Source organism: Halovenus amylolytica, from assembly GCA_004015825.1.
Classification (GTDB): domain Archaea; phylum Halobacteriota; class Halobacteria; order Halobacteriales; family Haloarculaceae; genus Halovenus; species Halovenus amylolytica.
On record SAYS01000018.1, the window covers coordinates 13,854 to 34,093 of the forward strand.

A 20,240-nucleotide genomic window follows, 5' to 3' on the forward strand; every position below is an offset into this window, starting at 1 on the left:
TAGTTTTCACTGATCTATACGCTGGAATATACGTTCGAGCGATGTATAAACCGCTCTATCGGCCGTGATAAAGAATCTCTAGCGATTATCGCAGAGGTAGGCAGAAACGAACTATTCAGCCTCCGACATTTGTCAGACGTATATAAAACGGCTAACCATATCAGATCTCGATGAGAGAGTTGCAGGAAGACCGGCAATCGCTTCCGGATGGGCTGTCAAACTGATCCTGTCTGTGAGATTCAGAAACGCCGTGTTGTTCGTCGTGCTGGCTGCGGTGTGGGGGAGTGCCTTTACCGCGATCAAAGCCGGGCTGTCCTACTTTCCGCCGGTACTGTTCGCCGCGTTCAGATACGATCTGGCCGGTGTGATCATGCTCGGCTACGCTGCCTACGCGACCAACCGGTGGCGGCCCCGGGGTCGCGAGGAGTGGGTCGTCGTCGGAATCGGGGGAGTCTTTCTGATCGCCGCCTACCACGCCCTGCTGTTCGTCGGCGAACAGGGGACCACGAGTGCGGCCGCCGCCATCGTCGTGAGTCTCTCGCCAATTCTCACGACCGCGTTCGCGCGAGGACTGCTTCCCGACGAGCGACTCACGCCAGTCGGCGTCGCTGGACTGCTCGTCGGCTTCGTCGGCGTCGTCATCCTGAGCGATCCGGATCCCAGTAACCTCACCGACAGCCGGACGATCTCGCTGTTTCTGATCTTTCTGGCGACGTGTGCGTTCGCCCTCGGAAGCGTGCTCACCCGCCGCCAGGAGACCGCCCTCCCGATCGAAACGATGGAAGCGTGGTCGATGGTGCTCGGTGCAGCACTGATGCACGGCGCGAGTTTCGGGCTGGCGGAGTCGGCGGCGGAGATCGAGTGGACAGCGGAGGCGATCCTCGCACTGTTCTATCTCGCCGTCGTCGCGAGTGCGATCGGCTTCCTGATCTACTTCGATCTCCTCGACCGTCTCGGCCCCATCGAGATCAATCTCGTCTCGTATGCGGCCCCCATCGCAGCCGCGGTGACGGGACTGATCGTCCTCGGGGAGACACCGACGGTCGCGACAGCGGCCGGCTTCGGCTGTATCCTGTGTGGGTTCGCCCTGATAAAACGCCGGGCGATCCGGTCGAGACTGTTCTGAACACTGCTGGGGACAGCGCGAGCGCGGGTCAGGCCGACAGTTCGGCTTCGAGTTCGCCGCGGTCCTCGAGTTCGTCGAGGATGTCGCTGCCGCCGACGAACTCGCCGTCGACGAACGTCTGTGGGATCGTCTCCCAGCCACTGTGGGCTTCGAGCGCCGTGCGGTACTCGTCGAGGGATTCGAGTACGTCGACCGTCTCGACGTCCTCGCGGTACTGTTTGATCAGGCCGAGGGCGTTCCGGGAGTAGCCACACTGTGGCATGTGCTCTGTGCCTTTCATGAACAGCACGACGTCGTTGTCTTCGATTGCACTGTCGACGCGTTCGGTGACCTCTTCCTGTGAGAGATCGGAGCCGGGTGTGAACGTCATACCCGTAGTTTGGTTTGCAGTAGCAAAAGCCCTGTCACACCTCGGCACCGAGTCGATAGTTCTATATTTGAGATTCTGTAAGGTGCACGTAGAGAATGCTCGACAAACTCGCGGACAAGTTCAGCCCGAAAGTGGCCGCACTGCTCGCCCTGCCAGTCCTGCTCGTCCTGTCGATGCCGTTTGCGTTCATCACCGGGGCATTCAGCATCATCATGACGGACAACGTCACCGTCGGCTGGACCGTCGGAATCGTCGTCGCGACGATTTTCGGCCTCTGGGCGAGCTTCGGAATGTACAAACTCTCCAGTGAAGTCCAGGAAGAGAAAGGCGCAGAAGACGTCGCTTACTGACACCGACAGATTCTAGCGGATCGTAACACGACAGCGGCGATCAGAGGAGCGGTTTTACGAGGTGGTGGTGTCGGATTCCGAGGGGGCTTCGGTCGGGGGGACCAAGGATCCCGGCAAGGGTTCGCTGGTGGGGAGAGCCGATTGTCAGACAGCGGGGTGGTGGCCCCGGTAGTATGTAGCAGGGCCATATTTAAAACCCCTGCCGAGTGTTTCAGAACGAGAAACAGCGGTCACTGCCCGATAACTGTCTCGGCGAACTCGGCGAGGTTCGGACCGCTCGGGGAGACGACGACGTGGTCGACACCCATCGCGTCGAGGCTGTCGAAGTACGACCGGAACCACTCCACACCGGCGCGATACCCCTGGTGAATCGGCTGTGGATCGGCAGTCGGATCGTCGGCGAGTTCGGTCCGGACGGCCATCGCGTACGGCTTCTCGCCGGCAACCTCGCGCCAATCTGCGAGATACGATTCCAGGGTCTGTTCGGGCAGGTGGTAGAACAGCCAGCCGTCGCCGTGGTCACCGAGCCAGGATAGTTCCTGTCTGGCGTGGCCGGTCGGCAACAGCGGGATCGTCTCGGCGGTGGGTTTCGGAACGAGATCGAGATTGCCGTCGAGCGTCCCCGACGGGCCGTCGAGTTCGGGAAACTCCTCGCGCCAGAGCGTCCGCAGCCACCGGACGCTCTCGCGGAACAGTTCGCCCCGCTCCCCCTCGTCGACCCCGAAGGCGGCGTACTCCGGGTCGCGGTCACCGGTCGCGACACCGAGCACCAGTCGGCCGTCGGAGAGGCGGTCGATCGTCGCCGCGCTTTTTGCGACGTGGATGGGATGCCGCAGGGACAGGACGATACTCGCAGTCCCGAGTGCGATCTCGTCGGTGTGCGCAGCGACGTGGCTCAACCACGGCCAGGTGTCGAACACCTGTCCGGCGTCGCCGAAGCTGGGCCAGTACAGCGGGACGTCCCGCGCCCAGAGCCCGTCGAAACCGAGCTCTTCGGCGCGGGTGGCGAGTTCGAGTTCACGCTCGACCACCGGTGGTGTCCGCTCCGTGTCGGGGTCACGGGCTGGCGCACCACCGCCGCTGATCGGAAAGCCGACGCCGAAGGTGAGATCGTCGCCATCGAACAGCCGCCGGTAACCAGCGTTCGCGTGGGGTTCGGTCACGGTTTCACTTGCAAACCGGGCCCCAAACCGTTGTCGGGGCCGGTGCGTGTACTTATCTTTCCCCGATGCGTACAGCTATCATGAATCGGCGGGCGTTCGTCCTCGCGAGTAGCAGTCTCTACGCGGGTCTGTCGGGCTGTCTCGGTGACAGCGGGGGCGAGGAGGAAGAACCCACGAACGAATCGGCGCAGTCACCACTCAGAGAGGTCACGGTCGACAGCGAGTATCTCCTGGTCGAACGGGAGGCGCTGGTGGCCGAAGACGACGCCACCTTCGTCACTGTGAGTGTCAAAAACACGTCACAGTCAGTCAGAGAGGCGACGATCCGTCTGCAGATGCGCGACGAAGACAGGAATCCAGTCGGGACTGAGTACACCACGCCGTCGGGACCGATCGAAGCGCAGGAGACGGTCACGGTTCGGATCGATCTCGACGAACGACCCGACCAGGTCGGCGGCTACGACCTCGAAGTGACAGAGCGAGCGCTGTAACTGCCACTGTTTTATTGATGGCTCCACTCGGCATAGTAGATATGCGAGTCGTCGTCAACGCTGCAATGAGCGCAGACGGGAAACTCTCCACCCGGGAACGAACGCAGATCGAGATCAGCGGACCGGGGGATTTCGAACGCATGGACCAGATACGTGCTGCCAGCGACGCGGTGATGGTCGGTGTCGGAACGGTGCTGGCCGACGATCCCGCGCTGACGGTCGATGACGAGTCACTTCGTGAGGCGCGGATCGAACGCGGTGAGCCGGCGAACCCCGCTCGCGTCGTCGCCGACTCTCGGGTCCGAACGCCACCGGAGTCACGGGTTCTCGACGACCAAGCCGATAGCTACCTGCTCGTCAGCGAGGCCGCACCACCGGATTTCGTCGCGCAGAGAGAGAAAGCGGGCGCGACCGTCATCAGCGCTGGCGAGAATCGTGTCGACCTCGCGGCTGCGTTCGAGGAACTCGCCGACCACGGACTCGATCAGCTGATGGTCGAAGGCGGCGGTGAGATTATCTACTCGCTGTTCGAGGCCGACCTCGTCGACCGACTGTCGGTGTTCGTCGGCTCGATGATCATCGGGGGACGGGAAGCGCCGACGCTGGCCGACGGTGAGGGCTTCGTCTCCAGCTTTCCGGAGCTAGAACTGGAGACAGTCGAGCGCATCGACGATGGCGTCGTCCTGCGCTACCACGTACCCTGAGAAGGACACGGAAAGATCGGAGAGCCGAAATCAGTGGTCGTGACCGGTCATCTCTGCGAAAGAGCGGCCGAACCGCTCCTCGAAGACGTCCATCGTCTTCTGTTCTGCCTCCTCGATCTCCGGGCCGACCTCGCCCTCTGCGTGGTGGATCGCGCCGTGGAGTTGCTGGGCGACGCCGAGGATCGCCAGATCACCGACGACGGTCGGTGCACCCTCGTCGTTCTCGTCGAGCAAATCGACCGCTGCGACGGGGAGTTCGAGTTCGTCGTGTTTATCGTCCGATTCCAGTGTTACCGTAACAGTTTCTGCCATACTGCCGTTAGGAGAGCGATCACATAAACATCTCCGGGTCTTCCCGGCGAGAGAACCACAGTCGGAGTTCCTCCAATGATAAAAACCGAGCCGTCAGTCGTCGCCTTCGGCGGCCTGCGTTTCGGCGGTTCCGGCTTCGACTTCGGGGAGGTCTTCGAGGTACTCGTCGGCGTCGATCGCCGCTTTCGAGCCCATCCCGCCGGCGGTGACCGCCTGCTGGTAGTGGTGGTCGACGACGTCGCCCGCGCCGAAGATCCCCTCGACAGCAGTTTCGGTCTGACCGCCGCCGTCACCGCCAGCGGTTTTGAGATAGCCAGTCTCGTCCATCTCGACGTCGGTCCCTTCGAGATAGTCGGTGTTCGGCGTGTGACCGATCGCGACGAAGACCGCGCCCACGTCGAGATCGACAGTTTCCGTCCCCGGATCGTCGAGGTTGTCCTTGGGATATCCTTCGTCGTTCCGGGCGAGGGTGACGTGATCGACGCCGTCCTCTGGTGAGCCGTGGACCTCCAGCAGTTCGGTGTTTCGCATGATCTCGATCTCACCGTCGTCGGCTTTCTCCTGGACCCGGTCGATCCAGTAATCCTCCGCGCGGAAGTTCTCGCGACGGTGTGCGATGTAGACCGTATCCGCGAACTTCGTCAGGAAGTTCGCCTCCTCCATCGCGGCGTCGCCACCGCCGACGACGAGCATATCCTCGCCGCGGAAGAACGCGCCGTCACAGGTCGCACACGTCGAGACGCCGTACCCCATCAGTTCGTCCTCACCGGGGACACCGAGTGTCCGCGCGCTCGCGCCCGAGGCGGCGATGAATGCGTCAGTAGTGTAGCGGGTGTCGTCGGAGAGTTCGACCAGAATCCGGCCGTCGTTGCGTTTCTCGACGTGAGAGACGACGCCGTGGTCGAGTTCGGCCCCGAACTGTTCGGCCTGCTCTTTCATCCGGTTTACGAGTTCCGGCCCACCGATCCCGTCCGGGAACCCCGGATAGTTCGCGACGTCGCTCGTCAGTGTGAGCTGGCCGCCGGGTTCGTCACCCTCCAGCACGAGCGGTGCGTTGTTGGATCGGCCCGCGTAAATCGCAGCAGTAAGCCCTGCAATGCCTGTCCCAGCGATGATCATGCGCCGGTGTTCGACTGGCTCCGTTGTCATGTAGTAATATACGGCTACCGGCCGTTTGTACGTTGCGCTGTCGTATGCCGACGACGCATTCGGGGCCGGTACACGCGGTTAGTAGCTCCCGGATAGATTCATGAGACTGACGATTCAACCAGGGATATGAGCAGTGTCACCGTCCGCCGGGCACGGCCAGACGACACAGACGCGGTCGTCGCTCTGGCTGGCCGCAGCTGGCGGGCAGCCTACGGAGACATTCTCGACGAGGAGACCATAGCGGCTGCGCTCGGGGAGTGGTACAGCCCCGAGGGGACACGCGAGGCGATCCAGTCGGAGCGCGTCGGTTATTTTGTTGCTACAGACCGGGAGATCGTTGGCTACGTCAGCGGGCACGCTGGTGAAACCACGGCACAACTGGGTGCGATCTACGTCGATCCCGACCGCTGGGGAGAGGGGATCGGAACCCAGTTACTCGAACGGTTCGAGCAGTACTCCCACGATCGGGGCTGCGAGCGAATCGAACTCGAAGTGCTCGCCGACAACGACCTCGGAGAGTCGTTCTATCGAGCCCGGGGGTACACTCCAGTCGAAACACAGGAGGTAGAACTGTTCGGCGAGACAGTCCGCGAGACATTATTTCAGCGATCGATATAGACCGGAATACGACAGTCAGAACTGGTGAACAGAATCCGCGGCGTCACTCACGTCCGATAGCGCCCCCTCACCCACGGACTGGACCGCATCGGGCGTGACACCTTCACCATCGTAAATCGCTAGCACGTCCGACAGATCGACGAGACCGTCGTCGTTCGTATCCAGCACGGAAAGTAGTTCGTCGTCTCCGACGGGGCCCAGATACTGCGTTGTGATATAGGCGTCACGGATGCCGTCGGCACCGCGAGCGAGGACGTTCTGTTCCCACTGCTCGCGGTAGGACTCCGGAACCTCCGCGACGCCACCGAACAGCAAGATTGCACTTAGCGTCGCAGAGAGGTCGGTGTGGTGGTGGTACCAGCCGTCGAATCCCGCAGTTGTATCGTCGGGACCGGCAGCGAGGACGATCTGTCCGGGACCCGTATGTGAGGTGTGTGGCCACTCGATGCCGAGATATGGTGAGAGGATCTGTCCGATCGTGGTGGATCCGCCGTCGTCTTCGACTGCCGCTGCGATCTGTTCGAGCTCTTCGTCACCGAGTTCCCCATCGAAGTCGAGATGGTCATTGATCACACCGCGAACGTCTCCGGAGTCAGCAATCGCTTGAGCGATCACACCCGAACTTGCCGACGCGTTCGCGAGCCCCTCAATATCGAGAACGTCACCGTAGTCACCATTGCCTGTGGACATTCCACCAGTTTCGTGATCCGACGTCACGACGACGAGCGTATCACTACGGTCTTCGACGTAATCAAGCACCCACTGGACTGCGTCGTCGAAATCCTTCGTTTCGCCGACGGTCGTCCAGGCGTCGTTACTGTGTTCGGCGTGATCGATCCGCCCACCCTCGACGAAGAGGAAAAACCCATCCTCGTCGTCTTCGAGTCGGTCGACAGCAGCGGCAGTCATCTGTGCGAGGTCGGGGTGGCTCTCGTCCCGATCCAGGGAGTAGGTGAGGTGACTCTCGTCGAACAGTCCGAGCAGGTGGTCGGCATCTGTCTCTTCGAGATCCGCAGCGTCGTGGAGGACGTCGTAGCCGAGATTTTCGGCCCGATGGAGTTGGTCGTCGGACCACTCGCGTCGCCCGGCACCGAGCATTACGTCGATCTCGTGATCGAGAAACTGGTTGGCGATCTCACCTTCCATCCCACGGTCGGGGACGTGAGAGCCGTACACTGCCGGTGAAGCGTGTGTGATCCGGGTCGTCGTCACCAGTCCTGTCGCCATCCCGAGTTCCTGTGCTGCTTCGAGTTGTGTCGTGACCGGTTCGACCTCGTCCGCGCTCGCACCCTCATCACCTCTCACGCTCACCTGGCCGTTGTAGGCCTGAAAACCAGTTGCGAGGGCTGTCCCCGCCGCAGCGGATCCAGTGACTTCTCCGCCCCGTGGGAACGTACGCGTCATCGCTGCCGTCGTCATCGACTCCATTGCCAGATCGCCGTGGACGTGTGAGGTTGTCTGGATCGGATCGAACCCCATCCCGTCGCCGAGCATGACGATTATATTCTCGATATCACCGTGTGTCTCCCTACTCGCAGAATTTTCCTGTGCGCCCGCGACTCCGAGTTGACTGAGCGCCAGTGATGCACCGAGGCCGGTTATGAAGTTGCGTCGTTTCATCGACATTTCGGTGAAATCTCCGCGTAATAAATAATGTTTATAATATTGATATTTTCAGCTCGAGAGAACTATATCCAATATTTACAGGATATATCTCCTACATACAACCCAGTATATACCCGAATTTAATCGGGTTGATACAACCGTGCCAACCCAGTACGTTGGTGAGGAGTTACCTGCCGAGCGAACCGACTACCGGATGGAACAGATCGCGACACCACTATCAGTCGGCAGTTTTCTCCTTGCGAGAGCTCGGAACAGCCCGGCCGACACCCTCGTACACCCAGAGACAGGCAAGCCCGAAGCCGTAGGCCAGTCCGGCCGGAATCGCGACGATGAACATCGTGAAAATGCCCGACGGAGAGAGAAGCCCGGCCGCAGCGAAGAAGGCGAGCACCACACCCCGCCAGCTCTTTCGGAACCGCGGATAGCCGACGATGTTACCGTGATGGAAGAGGATCATCGTCATCGGGATCGTTGCGAGCAATCCGATACCGATGGTGAGATAGATGACCAGCCAGCCGAAGCTGTTGATCCGGTATGCGATCACCATATTCGAGTTGATCACGTCGGTCGCCAGAAGCGAGATGACCGTCGGCGCGATGTAGAGGAAGCCGAGCAGACTCCCACCGATCACCGACAGGGCGAGCAGGCCACCCCAGACCAGCAACACGTTCCGGTTGCCGCCCGTCGAGAAGCCGCGCTCTTCGATCGCCGGCCAGGCGAAATACAGCAAGATCGGCACGACCGCGACGAAGCCGAGCAGCGTCGAGAACTTCAGCATGAAAATCAACGCCTCGACCGGGTGGAGGACGACGATCTCTGCCTGGCCCTGGACCTGATCTGGGATGTTCCGGAAGAAGATATCCTGGATCGTCCCGATCCCACCGCTGTACAGGAACATGAAGACGCCGGCCATCACGACCATGAACGTCGCGACGATCCAGATCGCCTTCGAGGTGAGCGAGTCGAGAATGAACGTGATATCGTAGTAGTAGCCGCCGATATCGTCTTCGTCCGTCTCCTCGTCGGTGAAGGCATCCACCATCCCCGTCGTCGTCGAGGTGAGGACATTCTCGTCGTCCTCGTCCTCGCCGAGATCGAGTTCCTGTGCCGCCTCGAAGCGATCCATGAGCGCCCGCGCTTTCTTTGGGTTGTCCTCGTCGACAGCGTCCCGAGCGTATTCGAGGACCGTCTCCTGGTCGAGCTGTGCGAACTCTTCGAGGGGGACCGTTTCGACTGCGTTGGCACTCATCGAGCCGATATCGACCGTGGCAGGGTCGCCGGGCTCCGGTTCGGGTTCCGGTTCGGGCTCGGCGGATTCCTCGTCGTCTTCGCCTTCGAGATTCCCGGCGAGTGCGGCCTCGATTTCGGCTTCGTCTGTCCGCGCTTCGAGTGCCTGGATCCGGTAATAGAAGAGAAGGACAGTCGCCACGACCAGCCCGATCACCGAGCCAGCAGCCAGAGCGACGGCCGTCGGCGGGAAGCCGTAGGCAAACTCCTCGGCAGGGAGCGCCCGGTAGTTGGAGTTGACAGCATCGAGGAGGCTGTTGGCAACCTCGTTGCCGCCCTCGATCCAGAACATGTACATCGCACCGACAACGAGAGCGAAGCTGCCAGCGAGTTTGTTCCAGTGGGTTCTGGCAACTGCTCTCGTCGAGACCTGTTCACCGGCCTGTTTCGAGAGGACGGCGAATTTCGTAACGGCGAGGCTGATGAAATACAGCAAGACGAGTGGAACGCCCCACATCACCTGCGTGAACGGATCCGGCGGCGAGAACATCGCACCGAAGACGAAGATCCCGACGACGGCGTAGCGCCACTTGTCGCGGAAGGTTTCGTACGGAACGATCCCCGCACGCGAGACCGAACTCATCGCGAGCGGGAGCTGTGCCGCGATCCCGAACGAAAGTGCGAGGAAGAAGATGAACTCCGTCCACAGCGCGATCGACCAGGTCGGTTTGAATCCCGACTGGACCGCATTCGCGGCGAGGAAGTCGAACATGATGGGGAAAAACAGGAAGTAGGCGTAGCTCACACCACCGAGGAAGAGGAGGACGATCGCGACTCCAAAGCTCCAGAGCTTCCAGCGTGGAATCTCCGAAGACGGCCAGTAACCACGCTCTCTGAGCGAATCCCGGCTGAAGTAGACGAGGAAGGGGATCGTACCGAGAATCCCGACGATGACACCGATTTTGACCTGGAGGAGAATGACCTCGAAGGGTGTCGTCGCGACGATATCCGTCGCTTCTCTGACTTCCTCGTTCATCAGGTTGTAGACGAGATCCGTCTTCAGTCGCTCCCAGATGAACATCCGGAGTGCGTAGAAGGATCCGAGCCAGAAGACCAGAAAGACGAGGAAGGTTTTCTTGAGATTGTTCTGGGCGGCCGATAACACCGAGGCGACGCTCGCACGACCGTTCGCGAGCGTCCTGGCTGTATCTTCATCGATCGCGCCAGACATCTGTTGGGGACTTACTGACTGTCGGTTATCAATCTATTCCTCTCGATAGCAGCCGATCGCTACGAATGTGGGATGGTTTTGGGGGCTCTTTCCATTCGAAACAGTGGGCCAGCGAGAAAGAAGGCTTACAAGAATAGCAAAGCTACAGCGAAGTAATGCCATCGGGAAACACCGGGGGTGACGCAGACTCACCAGTCGGTGAGGGAGAGTCACCGGTCGGTGCGGGGGAGTCACCGGTCGGTGAGGGGGAGTCACCGGTCGGTGCGGGGGAGTCACCGGTCGGTGAGGGAGAGTCACCGGTCAGTGACGGTGGCGTCCCTCCAGATATCGAGGAGGGTGGTTTCGGCGGTGCCCCCGACGACGAGGAGATGCCGCTGACGGCCCACATCGAGGAGATGCTCCGCAGACTGGGCGTCGTCTTCCTCGTGATGGCCGTCGTGAGCGGCTTTACCTTCTTCTTTGCCGACGATCTGATCAACTTCTTCTGGTACTCGTTTCTGCCCGGCGAGGTCGCAGACTGTCCAGGCGGTGATGCCTGTCCCCGCGTCTACCACCCGCTCGGGCTCGTCTTCGCGCGCCTGAAGGTCGCATCGCTGGTCGGCTTTATCGCCGCCCTGCCCGTCTTCGTCTACGAGAGCTACCTGTTCATGCGCCCGGGGCTGTACCCACACGAACGCCGTTACTACCTCGCCTCAGTGCCGACGAGTCTCATCCTCGCGCTGGTCGGTGTCGCCTTCGCGTACTTCCTCATTCTCCCGCTCATCTTCTCGTATTTCCTCTACTATTCGGCCGACGTCGCCGAGATTGCCTTCGGACTGACAGAGACGTTCAATCTCATCCTGTTGATGATGGGGCTGTTCGCAGCCATCTTCCAGATTCCACTCTTTATCATGCTCGCGATCATGATGGGGGTGACGACCCGGCGCTGGATCGAAGACCGCCGGCTCATCTTCTGGGCCGCCTTCGCCGGCGTCGCCTTCCTCTTCAGCCCCGACCCGACCGGGATGGCACCCATCCTGGTCGGAGTGACGATGGTCGGGCTGTTCGAGTTGACACTGCTGCTGTTGCGCTGGACAGGGCGGTAGCCACAGCTATCTCGCCTGCAGTACCAACCACTACATTGATTCCCGTGTAGTGAGCATAGCAGGTAACGTCGGATGACAGACGACCCCCAGCCCCTGAGCGGCGACGGTATGCACACACGCCGGCAGTTGCTGAAACTCGGTGGGACGGTCGGGCTGGTCGGAACGCTCGGCTTCGGCTACCTCTACTGGAAGGAGGGAGAGTCCTCGACGACAGCGACTGCCCTGCCGGACGGAACGCCCACAGGGATGGAGTTTGTCGCCACCGGAAACGGAGGTGAACTACTGTCGGACCAGGCCGTTCACACCGCCTTCGACGACGAACTCGATGTGCAGGGAGTCTCCACACCGACCGATCTGGAGAGCCTTCTCGATTCGGTCGAGCAGACGACGGGGATCGATCCCCGGACGGTGGAGCAGATAGCCGGGTTCGGGGCGATTACTGGCCCGGGTGGAAACAGGGGTGGGCTTCTTTTCGAGTCGAACACCGATCCGGAGACCGTTCGGTCGTCGCTGGCTGGGTCGGATCTGTTGCTTGACGACTCCGAGTACGAGGGGTACGACCTCTATATCGTCGGAAACGAAGAACTTTCCCGGGAGCTGACTGTCTGTGCTCTCGGTGACGGTGAGTTCGCAGTCGGTGCTCGACACGAAATAGAGGGGGTGATCGACGTCCGGGAAGGGGTAGAACCGGGCGGAAGCGGTGTGATCGACGAGGCAGTCGGCTCGGCACCGGCAGGCCCACTGCAGTTTGGCTTTCTCCTTCCCGAGGATCTCTTCGAACGACTCGGGGCACCGTCGGCCGGGAGTCGGATCGTCGATCTCGAAACCCTGGCGTACGGCTACGGCTCGTTGAACGGGGGCGTGCTCTCGGTGACGATCAGGGCAGCCTCCAGTTCGGCTGCAGACGACCTCCGGAGTCAACTGACCGCGATCACCACGTTGCTCGGTGCGAGTGGTGAGCGAGATATCGTCGATTTCCCACCAGAGATTCGTGAGCAGTTACTCGACGTACTCGGTGCAGTGGAAATCGAACGGAACGGCCGGCTGGTACAGATACGAGTTCCCGACGGGCACAGACTGGTCGCGATCGTCGTTGTCTATTTGCTGTCGGAGTTCTGAGCGAAAATAGTCGACACGCCGGAAAATCACTCTTTCCAGTCTTCCGGAACCTGAACGGTGTACTTGCCGTCTTCCTGCAGGGCGACGATATACTCCTCGCGGTCGAACAGTTCCATCAGATTGAGTTCGTACTGACCGGGTTCGAGCACCTTGATCGACTCGAACTGCTGGTTGAGTTCCGCCCGGAGTTCGGAGAGATCGGGTCGCTCGGATTCGGCAGTGTCGTCAGTCTCACCAGCGTCAGCTGCGGCCGGCTTCTCTCCCGGCCAGCGTGGCTCCGTCTCCGTCGAGGAGGGGAGTTCGTCCGGTGAGATAACCTCACTGCGGGCGCTGGCCTGTGCTTCGTCTTCGGTGTCGGCCATCGTTGCAGCGGCAGGTTCGGACTCCGTGGGCGACTGTCCGGGCTGTCTGCTCGACTGCTGGCCGGAGCCAATCTCCCGATCGGTCGATGCAGTCGAGCTGGCGGTACTCGGTCCCTCCCGTGTCGAACTGGAGGGAGATGTTTCATCTGCAGTCGAACTGCCGGGGGCTGCTGACTCCGGGCGCTCCCGTGTGGGTTCGGAGGAGCCACCGACGAAGTCCTTGACTGCGGTCGCAGCGTTGCCGACTGTCCGGGCGACAGACCGGTCGGTGTCCGAATCGCCAGCGACTCCCTCACCGGGCGGCTCGGGTGGGGTGTCAGCTGACTGTGATGCCGGGAGAAACTGAAATTTGTTTCCCCCACACTCGGGACAGCCCGAGAGCATCTCTTTGGAGCCATCGTCGAACTGCCGGCCGCAGTCTGTACACTGGTGTGGCATGCGTCTACTTTCGTGAGACGAGCGTCTGGATGATCGTTTCGTCTTTGTGGAGTGTTTCGATCTGGTTCGCTGGCCCGATCACGGTAAGTTTGTTCGTCGACTGGCGACCCATCAGCCGGTCGAGGAAGCTCGCGTCGGCCGTCTCCGAGCGGGGGTAGGTCTCGATCTCGATCCCGTTGAACTCGTCGGGACTGATCTCCGTCATCGTCACTTCGATCAGTCGCGACTCCTCGTCCGGTGTGAGCCCGTCTTCGAGAATCACGATGTTTCCATCCCGGACGCCGTCCAGGATCAGCCGAATCTTTTCCATGCTCGCGAGCCCGTCCATGCGTGCGGCGCTGATCAGGTCGATCTGGACGCCGTCTGGTTTCTTTAGATCTGCCATCGTATCACCCGAAGTACTCCGCGATTTTGTCGTACACTTCGTCCATGTTGTCACCTTCGAGCGCCGACAGCGGGATCGTCTCGTGCTGTGGGAAGGCGTTCTGAATCCGCTGAACGCTCGAATCTTCGAGATCGATCTTGTTGGCCAGGATCAGTACTGGGAGATCCTGACTCTCGATGATCCCGATCAACATGGTGTTGACCTGCGTGAACGGATCGCTCGTCGAATCCAGTACGTAGACGACACCGTCGACGTCCTCCCGAAGCCAGTGCATGGCCTCGGCGACGCCCTCGGTCGCCTCTCTGGATCGTCGAACCGCGTCCTCCTTCTCCAGATCGTGTTCGAGGAACTCGGTGTAATCGACCTTCGTCGTCACACCAGGTGTGTCGACGACGTCGATCGTGACCGTCTTGCCGTCACGTTCGATCTCGACGTTTTCTTTCCTGCGTGCGCGACGAGTTTCGTGAGGTACGTGACTCTCCGGGCCGACTGCGTCACCGTGTTCGGTCCAGTCCCGTGCGATTCTGTTTGCTAACGTTGTTTTCCCGGCGTTTGGAGGGCCGTAGATACCGATCCGCTTTGGCTCCTCCTCCGAAAACAACGACGATACTGCCCGTGAAATGCTCGATCTGAGGTTTGTAAGCAGTCCCATCCTTTCCTCCCTGCCCCTCGTGGGGCTTGAATCAACAAGCTGACGCGACTTACTTAAGACTACGTCAGACATATGTTACGAATGAGACACACTGACACAGCTGGTGGGATCGCCTGGTGATGACTCTCATTCCGTCCCGTGCCCCCCACCCCTTCGTTTCAACTGGAACGGCTCGACCCCCCGTCCCCGAGACAGTAGACGAGAGTAGTATGACTGATTTTTGATAAAGTAGAACCCACAGATAAGACGGCCCTTTCTCTCTCCATCTAGATTAATACACTAGTAACACTAGTAAATAATAAGATGATAGTCTAGAAAAATACTTCTACACTCTACGGATACTGTTCTAACACATACTACATAAAGATTCCCTAGTCTAGTTGGGCGCTCTGAGGGGGGACACCTCTGTTTGCCGTTCCACCCGAAACAAAGGGGTGGGGGGGTTACGGCATCGTTCTCTCTCTGATTCGACTCTCTCCGATCTCATCGATAACTCCCCACCCACTGTTTACAATTCACACGCTCAGCCCCTTGACCCCAGTTCACACACTCTGCTACAACTCCAGCAGTCCCATTTACAGCTCTCCCGACCACTCGTCTGGAACCGATCTGAGTGTATCTATCGGCATCTACTGACTTCCTGATTTTTCGAAAACAGACACACTGTCGTTCTCTCGATCACAAATTATTACTGTCGGTCTGAAATAATCGAAATACTTAATATAGTCTCCACCGGGGTTTCTTGTGGTTCAATTGGACGCGCCAGAAGCCCGAAAACTCTCAGAATAGCTTGTTCGGGCCGTTTCCGCCGGGATATAGTCCGCGCGGTGGCATTTCCACCCGAAATAGAGGGGTTACGGATCGAGTATGACGGACACAAACGAACACACACAAGGGGAGGTCGATGCGGATAGCAACTCAGATGACAGTGACAGTCCCGTGGAATCCGACGGTGAGGAACCCGATTTGAGTGAGACAGCCGACGCCCTCGACGAGGACCGGGGACAGTCCATCGACGAGATACTCCGTGAGGAGGACGAGGACAACGAGGAAGCCTCCCGCGGGCTGTTCGACGACCTCCTGAGTGGTGAGCCGATCTTCGAGAAGAAGGAAGTGCTCCGGCCATCCTACACCCCCCGAAAACTCCCCCATCGTGAAGATCAGATCAACAACATGGCGACGATCCTCGTCTCCGCACTCCGTGGGGATACGCCGTCGAACATCCTGATCTACGGGAAGACGGGGACCGGGAAAACAGCCAGTGCGAAGTTCGTCAGCGAGGAACTCGAATCCACCTCGACGAAGTACGAGGTCCCCTGTGAAGTCGAGTACATAAACTGCGAGGTAACCGATACACAGTACCGCGTGCTCGCACAGCTTGCCAACAAGTTCGTCGGCAAGAACCGTGAGGCCATCGAGGACAAAATCGAAGAGCGTGAGTCCGATCTCGACCGCGCGCGCGAGAACCCGCAGTCTCTGGAATCCACCGAGTTCGACTCCGTCTCGGCTCTCGAAGCGGAGATCGAGTCACTCACAGCGGAAAAAGAGTCGTTCACGGAGGTCCCGATGACCGGCTGGCCGACGGATCGGGTGTACAACTCCTTTTTCGACGCCGTCGACTACCGCGAACGAGTCGTCGTCATCATGCTCGACGAGATCGACAAACTCGTCGAGAAATCCGGCGACGACACGCTGTACAACCTCTCCCGGATGAACTCGGAACTCGAACGCTCCCGGGTGTCGATCATCGGTATCTCGAACGATCTGAAGTTCACCGACTTCCTGGATCCCCGCGTCAACTCCAGCCTCGGCGAAGAAGAGATCGTCTTCCCCCCGTACGACGCCAATCAGCTCCGGGACATTCTAGAAGCCCGGGCGGAGATCGCGTTCAAAGATGCGGCGCTGACTGACGACGTGATCCCGCTGTGTGCCGCCTTCGCAGCACAGGAACACGGGGACGCCCGGCGGGCACTCGATCTGCTCCGGACGGCGGGGGAACTCGCAGAGCGGGACAACACGGACGACGTCGAGGAAGACCACGTCCGCCAGGCCCAGGAGAAAATCGAGATCGACCGGGTCGTCGAGGTCGTCCGCACACTCCCACAGCAGTCGAAACTCGTCCTGTTCGCGATCATCCTCCTCGAAAAACAGGGCGTCCACAACATCAACACCGGCGAGGTGTACAACATCTACAAACGACTCTGTGATGAGATCGACGCCGACGTGCTGACCCAGCGCCGTGTCACAGATCTCATCAGCGAACTCGATATGCTCGGCATCGTCAACGCTGTGGTCGTCTCGAAAGGTCGGTACGGCCGCACCAAAGAGATCAGCCTCTCGGTTCCACTCGAAGAGACCGAGACCGTCCTTCTCTCGGACTCCCGGCTGGGCGATATCGAAGATGTCCAGCCGTTCGTCCAGGCGCGATTCGACAACTCGTAACTATCTCCGTTGGTGTCACTGAAACCGCAACCGTAGCCACCCGAGTCGGGGCACCCGCACTTCGGCAGTACCGACGACCCACTCGGGTTTGACTGGCTCCATGTTCCCGTTGCCTGCCTGATCGTACGCCGAGTTGGCATCCCCTTTCGTGATGAAGCCGTCGTGTGGGGCCTCACAGGCACCGATCTCTTCACACGAGTCGGCACCGCCAACGAACTCCTTGTCCGCCCGGTCGAACCAGTTTTCACCCTCTTCGACCCAGAACATCGCGCGGTGTATCACGGGTGTTCTATTTTCGTTCCCATCCGGAGCAAATACGATCACGTCACCGTTTCCACCGTAGTTCGAGTAGCCTGTCTCCGCACCGACTTCGGCGGTCACGACACCCGATTCCCCCTGTGCCTCACCGGGCTGGAACCGGTCGCTGTCCATCACGAAGACGATGTCGTTGACCTCCATGTTCGGTTCCATACTCCCGCTCTCGATAGCGACCATCGGCGGCCAGACACCGCTTATCATGAAGATGTACACCCCGAGCAACATGACGGCGAGGACGCTCGTCGTGAGATCTCGAACGAACACGACGAACTCGTCGCTGAACAGTCCGGAGTCGTCCTCGGGCTCGGTCCGATAGCTCGGCCCCTCGCCGGGTTCGCCGATATCTAGCCCTGGTTCGGCGGCGGTCGCTGACTGCTGGTCGGTACTGTGATCCGACCGTTCGGCAGAATCTGCTGATTCCTGTCTCGGGTGGTCCCCGGACTCGTCCGGTTCGTCCTCGTCTCCGGGGGAACTCATCACCTATGTTTGCTCCCTTCCATGTTTGAATGTTCTGATGAGACATCAAGCCGCTACGTTTTTGCGCACCTCCATCTATGTACGAACGTGCCCCTCGAGACGCCCGCTCGTGTCGTCCAGGAACTCGCTGCCCACGGCTACAACGCCGACCGCCAGGCAGTGACGTTACTTGCGAACCAGTCCGACCCACAGCGTGCGATCGAACGCGCAGTCGAAACTGCCCCAGACGACACCCTCGTCCTCTCTGCAGACCACGTCCGAGCTATCCTCGATACCGAACCGACTGCTGGTGATTATTCGAATTCTACCCCGCAAAATACTGGATCAAAGGAGGGATCCGAATCGTCAAATACAAACCCCTCTGTTTCGACTGGAGACGGATCGACAAAACCACAGCAGGTCAGTGAGGGATCTCCAGTCGAAACGAAGGGGTTGCAGGATCGGGGGTCGGAGCCAGCTTCTGCAGCCGGCTCGACCCAGCCTACATCGACAGCAGTGGCGGCCTCACAGCAGCCGTCGGGGACGGACGATTCCGGTTCGGGGACCAGCCCCGAGCGGAGTATCACTGTCAGCGGCGATATATCCAGTACGGGAACCGGGGCGTATGAAGATTTCGTCTCGGTGTTCCGGGACCGCTACGAGAAACTCGCTGGACAGCTCCGTGGCCGTGTCAACCACCGCCCGACGGAGACTATCGAGAACATGACGCCGGGCAGCGACGCCGGGCTGATCGGGATGGTCTCGGATATTCGGACGACGGCGAGTGGCCACTGGCTGGTCGAACTCGAAGATACTACCGGCACCTTCCCCTGTCTGGTGATGAAAGACCGCGACTTCGCCTCCGAAGCACTCACCCTGCTCACAGACGAAGTCGTTGCAGTCGAAGGAACGCTGGCAGACGACGGTGGCATCCTGTTCGTGGATACGTTCCACTTCCCGGATATTCCACGGACACACAAACCGTCGACAGCCGACAGAAAAGTCGAAGCTGCGCTCATCTCCGACATTCACGTCGGCAGCGAGGAGTTCCGCGCCGACGCCTGGTCGGAGTTCGCCGCCTGGCTGCACACCGACGAGGCCGATCACGTCGAGTATCTCCTCATCGCCGGCGACATGGTGGAGGGGATCGGCGTCTACCCCGGTCAGGACGAGGAACTCGACATCGTCGATATCTACGATCAGTACGAGCGATTCAGCGAGTATCTCAAGGAGGTGCCCGGCGATATGGAGGTCGTCATGATCCCCGGGAACCACGACGCGGTCCGCCTCGCCGAGCCACAGCCGGCCTTCGACGAGGAGCTCCGGGATATCATGTCCGCCCACGATGCACGCATCTCCGCGAACCCCTCGACGGTCACAGTCGAGGGCGTCTCGGTGCTGATGTACCACGGCGTCTCGCTGGACGAGGTGATCGCAGAACTTCCAGAGGAGGAGGCCAGCTACGACCGACCGCAGGATGCGATGCGACATCTGCTTCGGAAACGTCACGTCGCGCCGCAGTACGGTGGTCACACCCGCGTCGCACCGGAGGCCGAAGACCACCTCGTGATGGAGGAGGTGCCGGATATCTTCCACACCGGCCACGTCCACAAACTCGGCTACGGCAGCTACCACAACGTGACGATGATAAACTCCAGTTGCTGGCAGTCACAGACTGATTTCCAGAAAAGCGTCAATCTCGAACCCGACGTCGGCTACGCACCGATCGTCGATCTCCAGACGCTGGATCTGACGATCCGGCAGTTCGTGTGAGTGTGTCGCCGGCCTGATCCGTCTTCTCAGGCGATATTCTGTTCTTTCAGCACGTCCAGTAGCTCGGGCATCGACTCGACCACGATATCGCAGGCTGGTTCGACTGCAGGCTTCGGCGAGAATCCGATCGCCAGTCCGGCGGCTTCGAGCATCGGGAGGTCGTTCGCGCCATCGCCAACTGCAACTGTCGACGCCATCGCCTCGCCGACGGTCGCTGTCAGCACCTCCAGTGCGTCGTCTTTCGTCCCTTCGATGAGTGGTCCTTCGACGTTGCCCGTGAGCTTGCCATCTGCAACTGGGAGGCGGTTGGCGATGATCGTCTCGACGCCGACCCCCTCCGCTTCGAGTGCAGATTCGACACCCCGCTCGAAGCCACCGGTCAGAATCGAGGTGTAGACGCCGGCCTCGTCGAGTGCGTCGATCACGTCAGCAGTGCCGGGTCGCAGTGTCACCTGCTCGAAGGCAGCCTGTGCTTTCTCGTCGGAGAGGCCTTCCAGCAGCCGGCAGCGCTGGCGGAGACTTTCGGCGTACTCGATTTCGTTGTTCATCGCTCGCTCCGTGATCTCGCCCATCTGGTCGGCGACGCCACACTGGTCGCCGAGCAGTACAGTCATCTCAGAGTCCGACAGTGTCCCGTCGAAATCGAAGGCTACGAGTGTCATTGCTCGCTTTTCGGCGCCGGGGGATTCAAAAGTCGCGGTTTCGCTCGCTCGTGGTGGATCGAAAATGAGATTTCAAATTGCGACCACAGACAGCAAGAAAGCCCCCACTCTCTCGATGTCGTCGGCGCTGCGCGCCGACTGCTTGAGGGACCTTCGGTCCCTCTCTGGCTGCGACTCGTTG

General features: G+C 60.2%; 19 protein-coding genes and 1 pseudogene. 9 read left to right on the forward strand and 11 right to left on the reverse strand.

The window, feature by feature from the left end; genetic code table 11:
- The first annotated feature begins 232 nt into the window (after nt 1-232).
- A complete protein-coding gene (locus tag EOW68_RS14075; RefSeq protein WP_128225801.1) occupies nt 233-1,126 on the forward strand; it encodes a DMT family transporter in 894 nt (297 codons plus the stop codon).
- Between the two features lie 28 nt (nt 1,127-1,154).
- Here the strand turns inward: EOW68_RS14075 and EOW68_RS14080 are convergent, their stop codons facing one another.
- Nucleotides 1,155-1,496 carry a glutaredoxin family protein gene (locus EOW68_RS14080; RefSeq protein WP_128225802.1) on the reverse strand — a complete coding sequence of 114 codons (342 nt, stop codon included), beginning with the start codon at nt 1,494-1,496 and terminating at the stop codon, nt 1,155-1,157.
- Nucleotides 1,497-1,591: 95 nt separating this feature from the next.
- Here EOW68_RS14080 and EOW68_RS14085 point away from each other — a divergent pair, with 95 nt between their 5' ends.
- Nucleotides 1,592-1,846: a hypothetical protein gene (locus tag EOW68_RS14085; RefSeq protein ID WP_128225803.1), complete on the forward strand. Its 255-nt coding sequence runs from the start codon at nt 1,592-1,594 to the stop codon at nt 1,844-1,846.
- Between the two features lie 230 nt (nt 1,847-2,076).
- Here the strand turns inward: EOW68_RS14085 and EOW68_RS14090 are convergent, their stop codons facing one another.
- A complete protein-coding gene (locus EOW68_RS14090) occupies nt 2,077-3,009 on the reverse strand; it encodes a TIGR03571 family LLM class oxidoreductase (RefSeq protein ID WP_128225804.1) in 933 nt (310 codons plus the stop codon).
- A gap of 80 nt (nt 3,010-3,089) precedes the next feature.
- Between EOW68_RS14090 and EOW68_RS14095 the strand changes: the two genes are divergently transcribed.
- Together EOW68_RS14095 and EOW68_RS14100 are read left to right on the forward strand one after the other, a co-directional pair.
- On the forward strand, nt 3,090-3,500 hold the full coding sequence (locus EOW68_RS14095; RefSeq protein ID WP_128225805.1) for a DUF8130 domain-containing protein: 411 nt from the start codon (nt 3,090-3,092) through the stop codon (nt 3,498-3,500).
- 41 nt (nt 3,501-3,541) lie between these two features.
- Nucleotides 3,542-4,204: a 2,5-diamino-6-(ribosylamino)-4(3H)-pyrimidinone 5'-phosphate reductase gene (locus tag EOW68_RS14100; protein WP_128225806.1), complete on the forward strand. Its 663-nt coding sequence runs from the start codon at nt 3,542-3,544 to the stop codon at nt 4,202-4,204.
- Nucleotides 4,205-4,234: 30 nt separating this feature from the next.
- Here the strand turns inward: EOW68_RS14100 and EOW68_RS14105 are convergent, their stop codons facing one another.
- Nucleotides 4,235-4,516, reverse strand: a complete 282-nt coding sequence (locus EOW68_RS14105; RefSeq protein ID WP_128225807.1) for a DUF7545 family protein — start codon at nt 4,514-4,516, stop codon at nt 4,235-4,237.
- A 93-nt stretch (nt 4,517-4,609) separates the two neighbouring features.
- The gene (locus EOW68_RS14110) at nt 4,610-5,665 is read right to left on the reverse strand and encodes an NAD(P)/FAD-dependent oxidoreductase (RefSeq protein WP_128225808.1); all 1,056 of its coding nucleotides are present in this window, start codon (nt 5,663-5,665) and stop codon (nt 4,610-4,612) included.
- A 126-nt stretch (nt 5,666-5,791) separates the two neighbouring features.
- Here EOW68_RS14110 and EOW68_RS14115 point away from each other — a divergent pair, with 126 nt between their 5' ends.
- Entirely contained in the window at nt 5,792-6,283 is a 492-nt protein-coding gene (locus EOW68_RS14115; RefSeq protein ID WP_128225809.1) for a GNAT family N-acetyltransferase, read from the forward strand.
- Between the two features lie 15 nt (nt 6,284-6,298).
- Here the strand turns inward: EOW68_RS14115 and EOW68_RS14120 are convergent, their stop codons facing one another.
- Nucleotides 6,299-7,903: an alkaline phosphatase gene (locus EOW68_RS14120; protein WP_128225810.1), complete on the reverse strand. Its 1,605-nt coding sequence runs from the start codon at nt 7,901-7,903 to the stop codon at nt 6,299-6,301.
- A 223-nt stretch (nt 7,904-8,126) separates the two neighbouring features.
- Nucleotides 8,127-10,367 (reverse strand): twin-arginine translocase subunit TatC, encoded by a 2,241-nt coding sequence (locus EOW68_RS14125; protein ID WP_128225811.1) that lies wholly within the window; start codon nt 10,365-10,367, stop codon nt 8,127-8,129.
- Between the two features lie 179 nt (nt 10,368-10,546).
- On the opposite strand from EOW68_RS14125, the pseudogene tatC reads away from it, so the two are divergent.
- Nucleotides 10,547-11,446 (forward strand): annotated as a pseudogene (gene tatC, locus EOW68_RS14130) (twin-arginine translocase subunit TatC); the annotation flags it as partial.
- A 78-nt stretch (nt 11,447-11,524) separates the two neighbouring features.
- Nucleotides 11,525-12,571 carry a hypothetical protein gene (locus EOW68_RS14135; RefSeq protein WP_128225813.1) on the forward strand — a complete coding sequence of 349 codons (1,047 nt, stop codon included), beginning with the start codon at nt 11,525-11,527 and terminating at the stop codon, nt 12,569-12,571.
- A 26-nt stretch (nt 12,572-12,597) separates the two neighbouring features.
- On the opposite strand, the gene EOW68_RS14140 is transcribed toward EOW68_RS14135, so the two are convergent.
- From EOW68_RS14140 to EOW68_RS14150, 3 genes are read right to left on the reverse strand one after another with little or no spacing between them, the layout of a single operon-like run.
- Nucleotides 12,598-13,371: an OapC/ArvC family zinc-ribbon domain-containing protein gene (locus EOW68_RS14140; RefSeq protein WP_128225814.1), complete on the reverse strand. Its 774-nt coding sequence runs from the start codon at nt 13,369-13,371 to the stop codon at nt 12,598-12,600.
- 4 nt (nt 13,372-13,375) lie between these two features.
- Nucleotides 13,376-13,756, reverse strand: a complete 381-nt coding sequence (locus EOW68_RS14145) for a DUF2073 domain-containing protein (protein WP_128225815.1) — start codon at nt 13,754-13,756, stop codon at nt 13,376-13,378.
- A 4-nt stretch (nt 13,757-13,760) separates the two neighbouring features.
- On the reverse strand, nt 13,761-14,408 hold the full coding sequence (locus EOW68_RS14150) for an Era-like GTP-binding protein (RefSeq protein ID WP_128225816.1): 648 nt from the start codon (nt 14,406-14,408) through the stop codon (nt 13,761-13,763).
- An 867-nt stretch (nt 14,409-15,275) separates the two neighbouring features.
- On the opposite strand from EOW68_RS14150, the gene EOW68_RS14155 reads away from it, so the two are divergent.
- Entirely contained in the window at nt 15,276-16,850 is a 1,575-nt protein-coding gene (locus tag EOW68_RS14155; protein ID WP_128225817.1) for a Cdc6/Cdc18 family protein, read from the forward strand.
- Between the two features lie 15 nt (nt 16,851-16,865).
- Here the strand turns inward: EOW68_RS14155 and EOW68_RS14160 are convergent, their stop codons facing one another.
- Nucleotides 16,866-17,645 (reverse strand): S24/S26 family peptidase, encoded by a 780-nt coding sequence (locus tag EOW68_RS14160; RefSeq protein ID WP_128225818.1) that lies wholly within the window; start codon nt 17,643-17,645, stop codon nt 16,866-16,868.
- An 87-nt stretch (nt 17,646-17,732) separates the two neighbouring features.
- On the opposite strand from EOW68_RS14160, the gene EOW68_RS14165 reads away from it, so the two are divergent.
- Entirely contained in the window at nt 17,733-19,397 is a 1,665-nt protein-coding gene (locus EOW68_RS14165) for a DNA-directed DNA polymerase II small subunit (protein ID WP_128225819.1), read from the forward strand.
- Nucleotides 19,398-19,423: 26 nt separating this feature from the next.
- Here EOW68_RS14165 and serB read toward each other — a convergent pair whose 3' ends face one another.
- A complete protein-coding gene (serB, locus tag EOW68_RS14170; protein ID WP_128225820.1) occupies nt 19,424-20,059 on the reverse strand; it encodes a phosphoserine phosphatase SerB in 636 nt (211 codons plus the stop codon).
- Between the last annotated feature and the right edge of the window lie 181 nt (nt 20,060-20,240).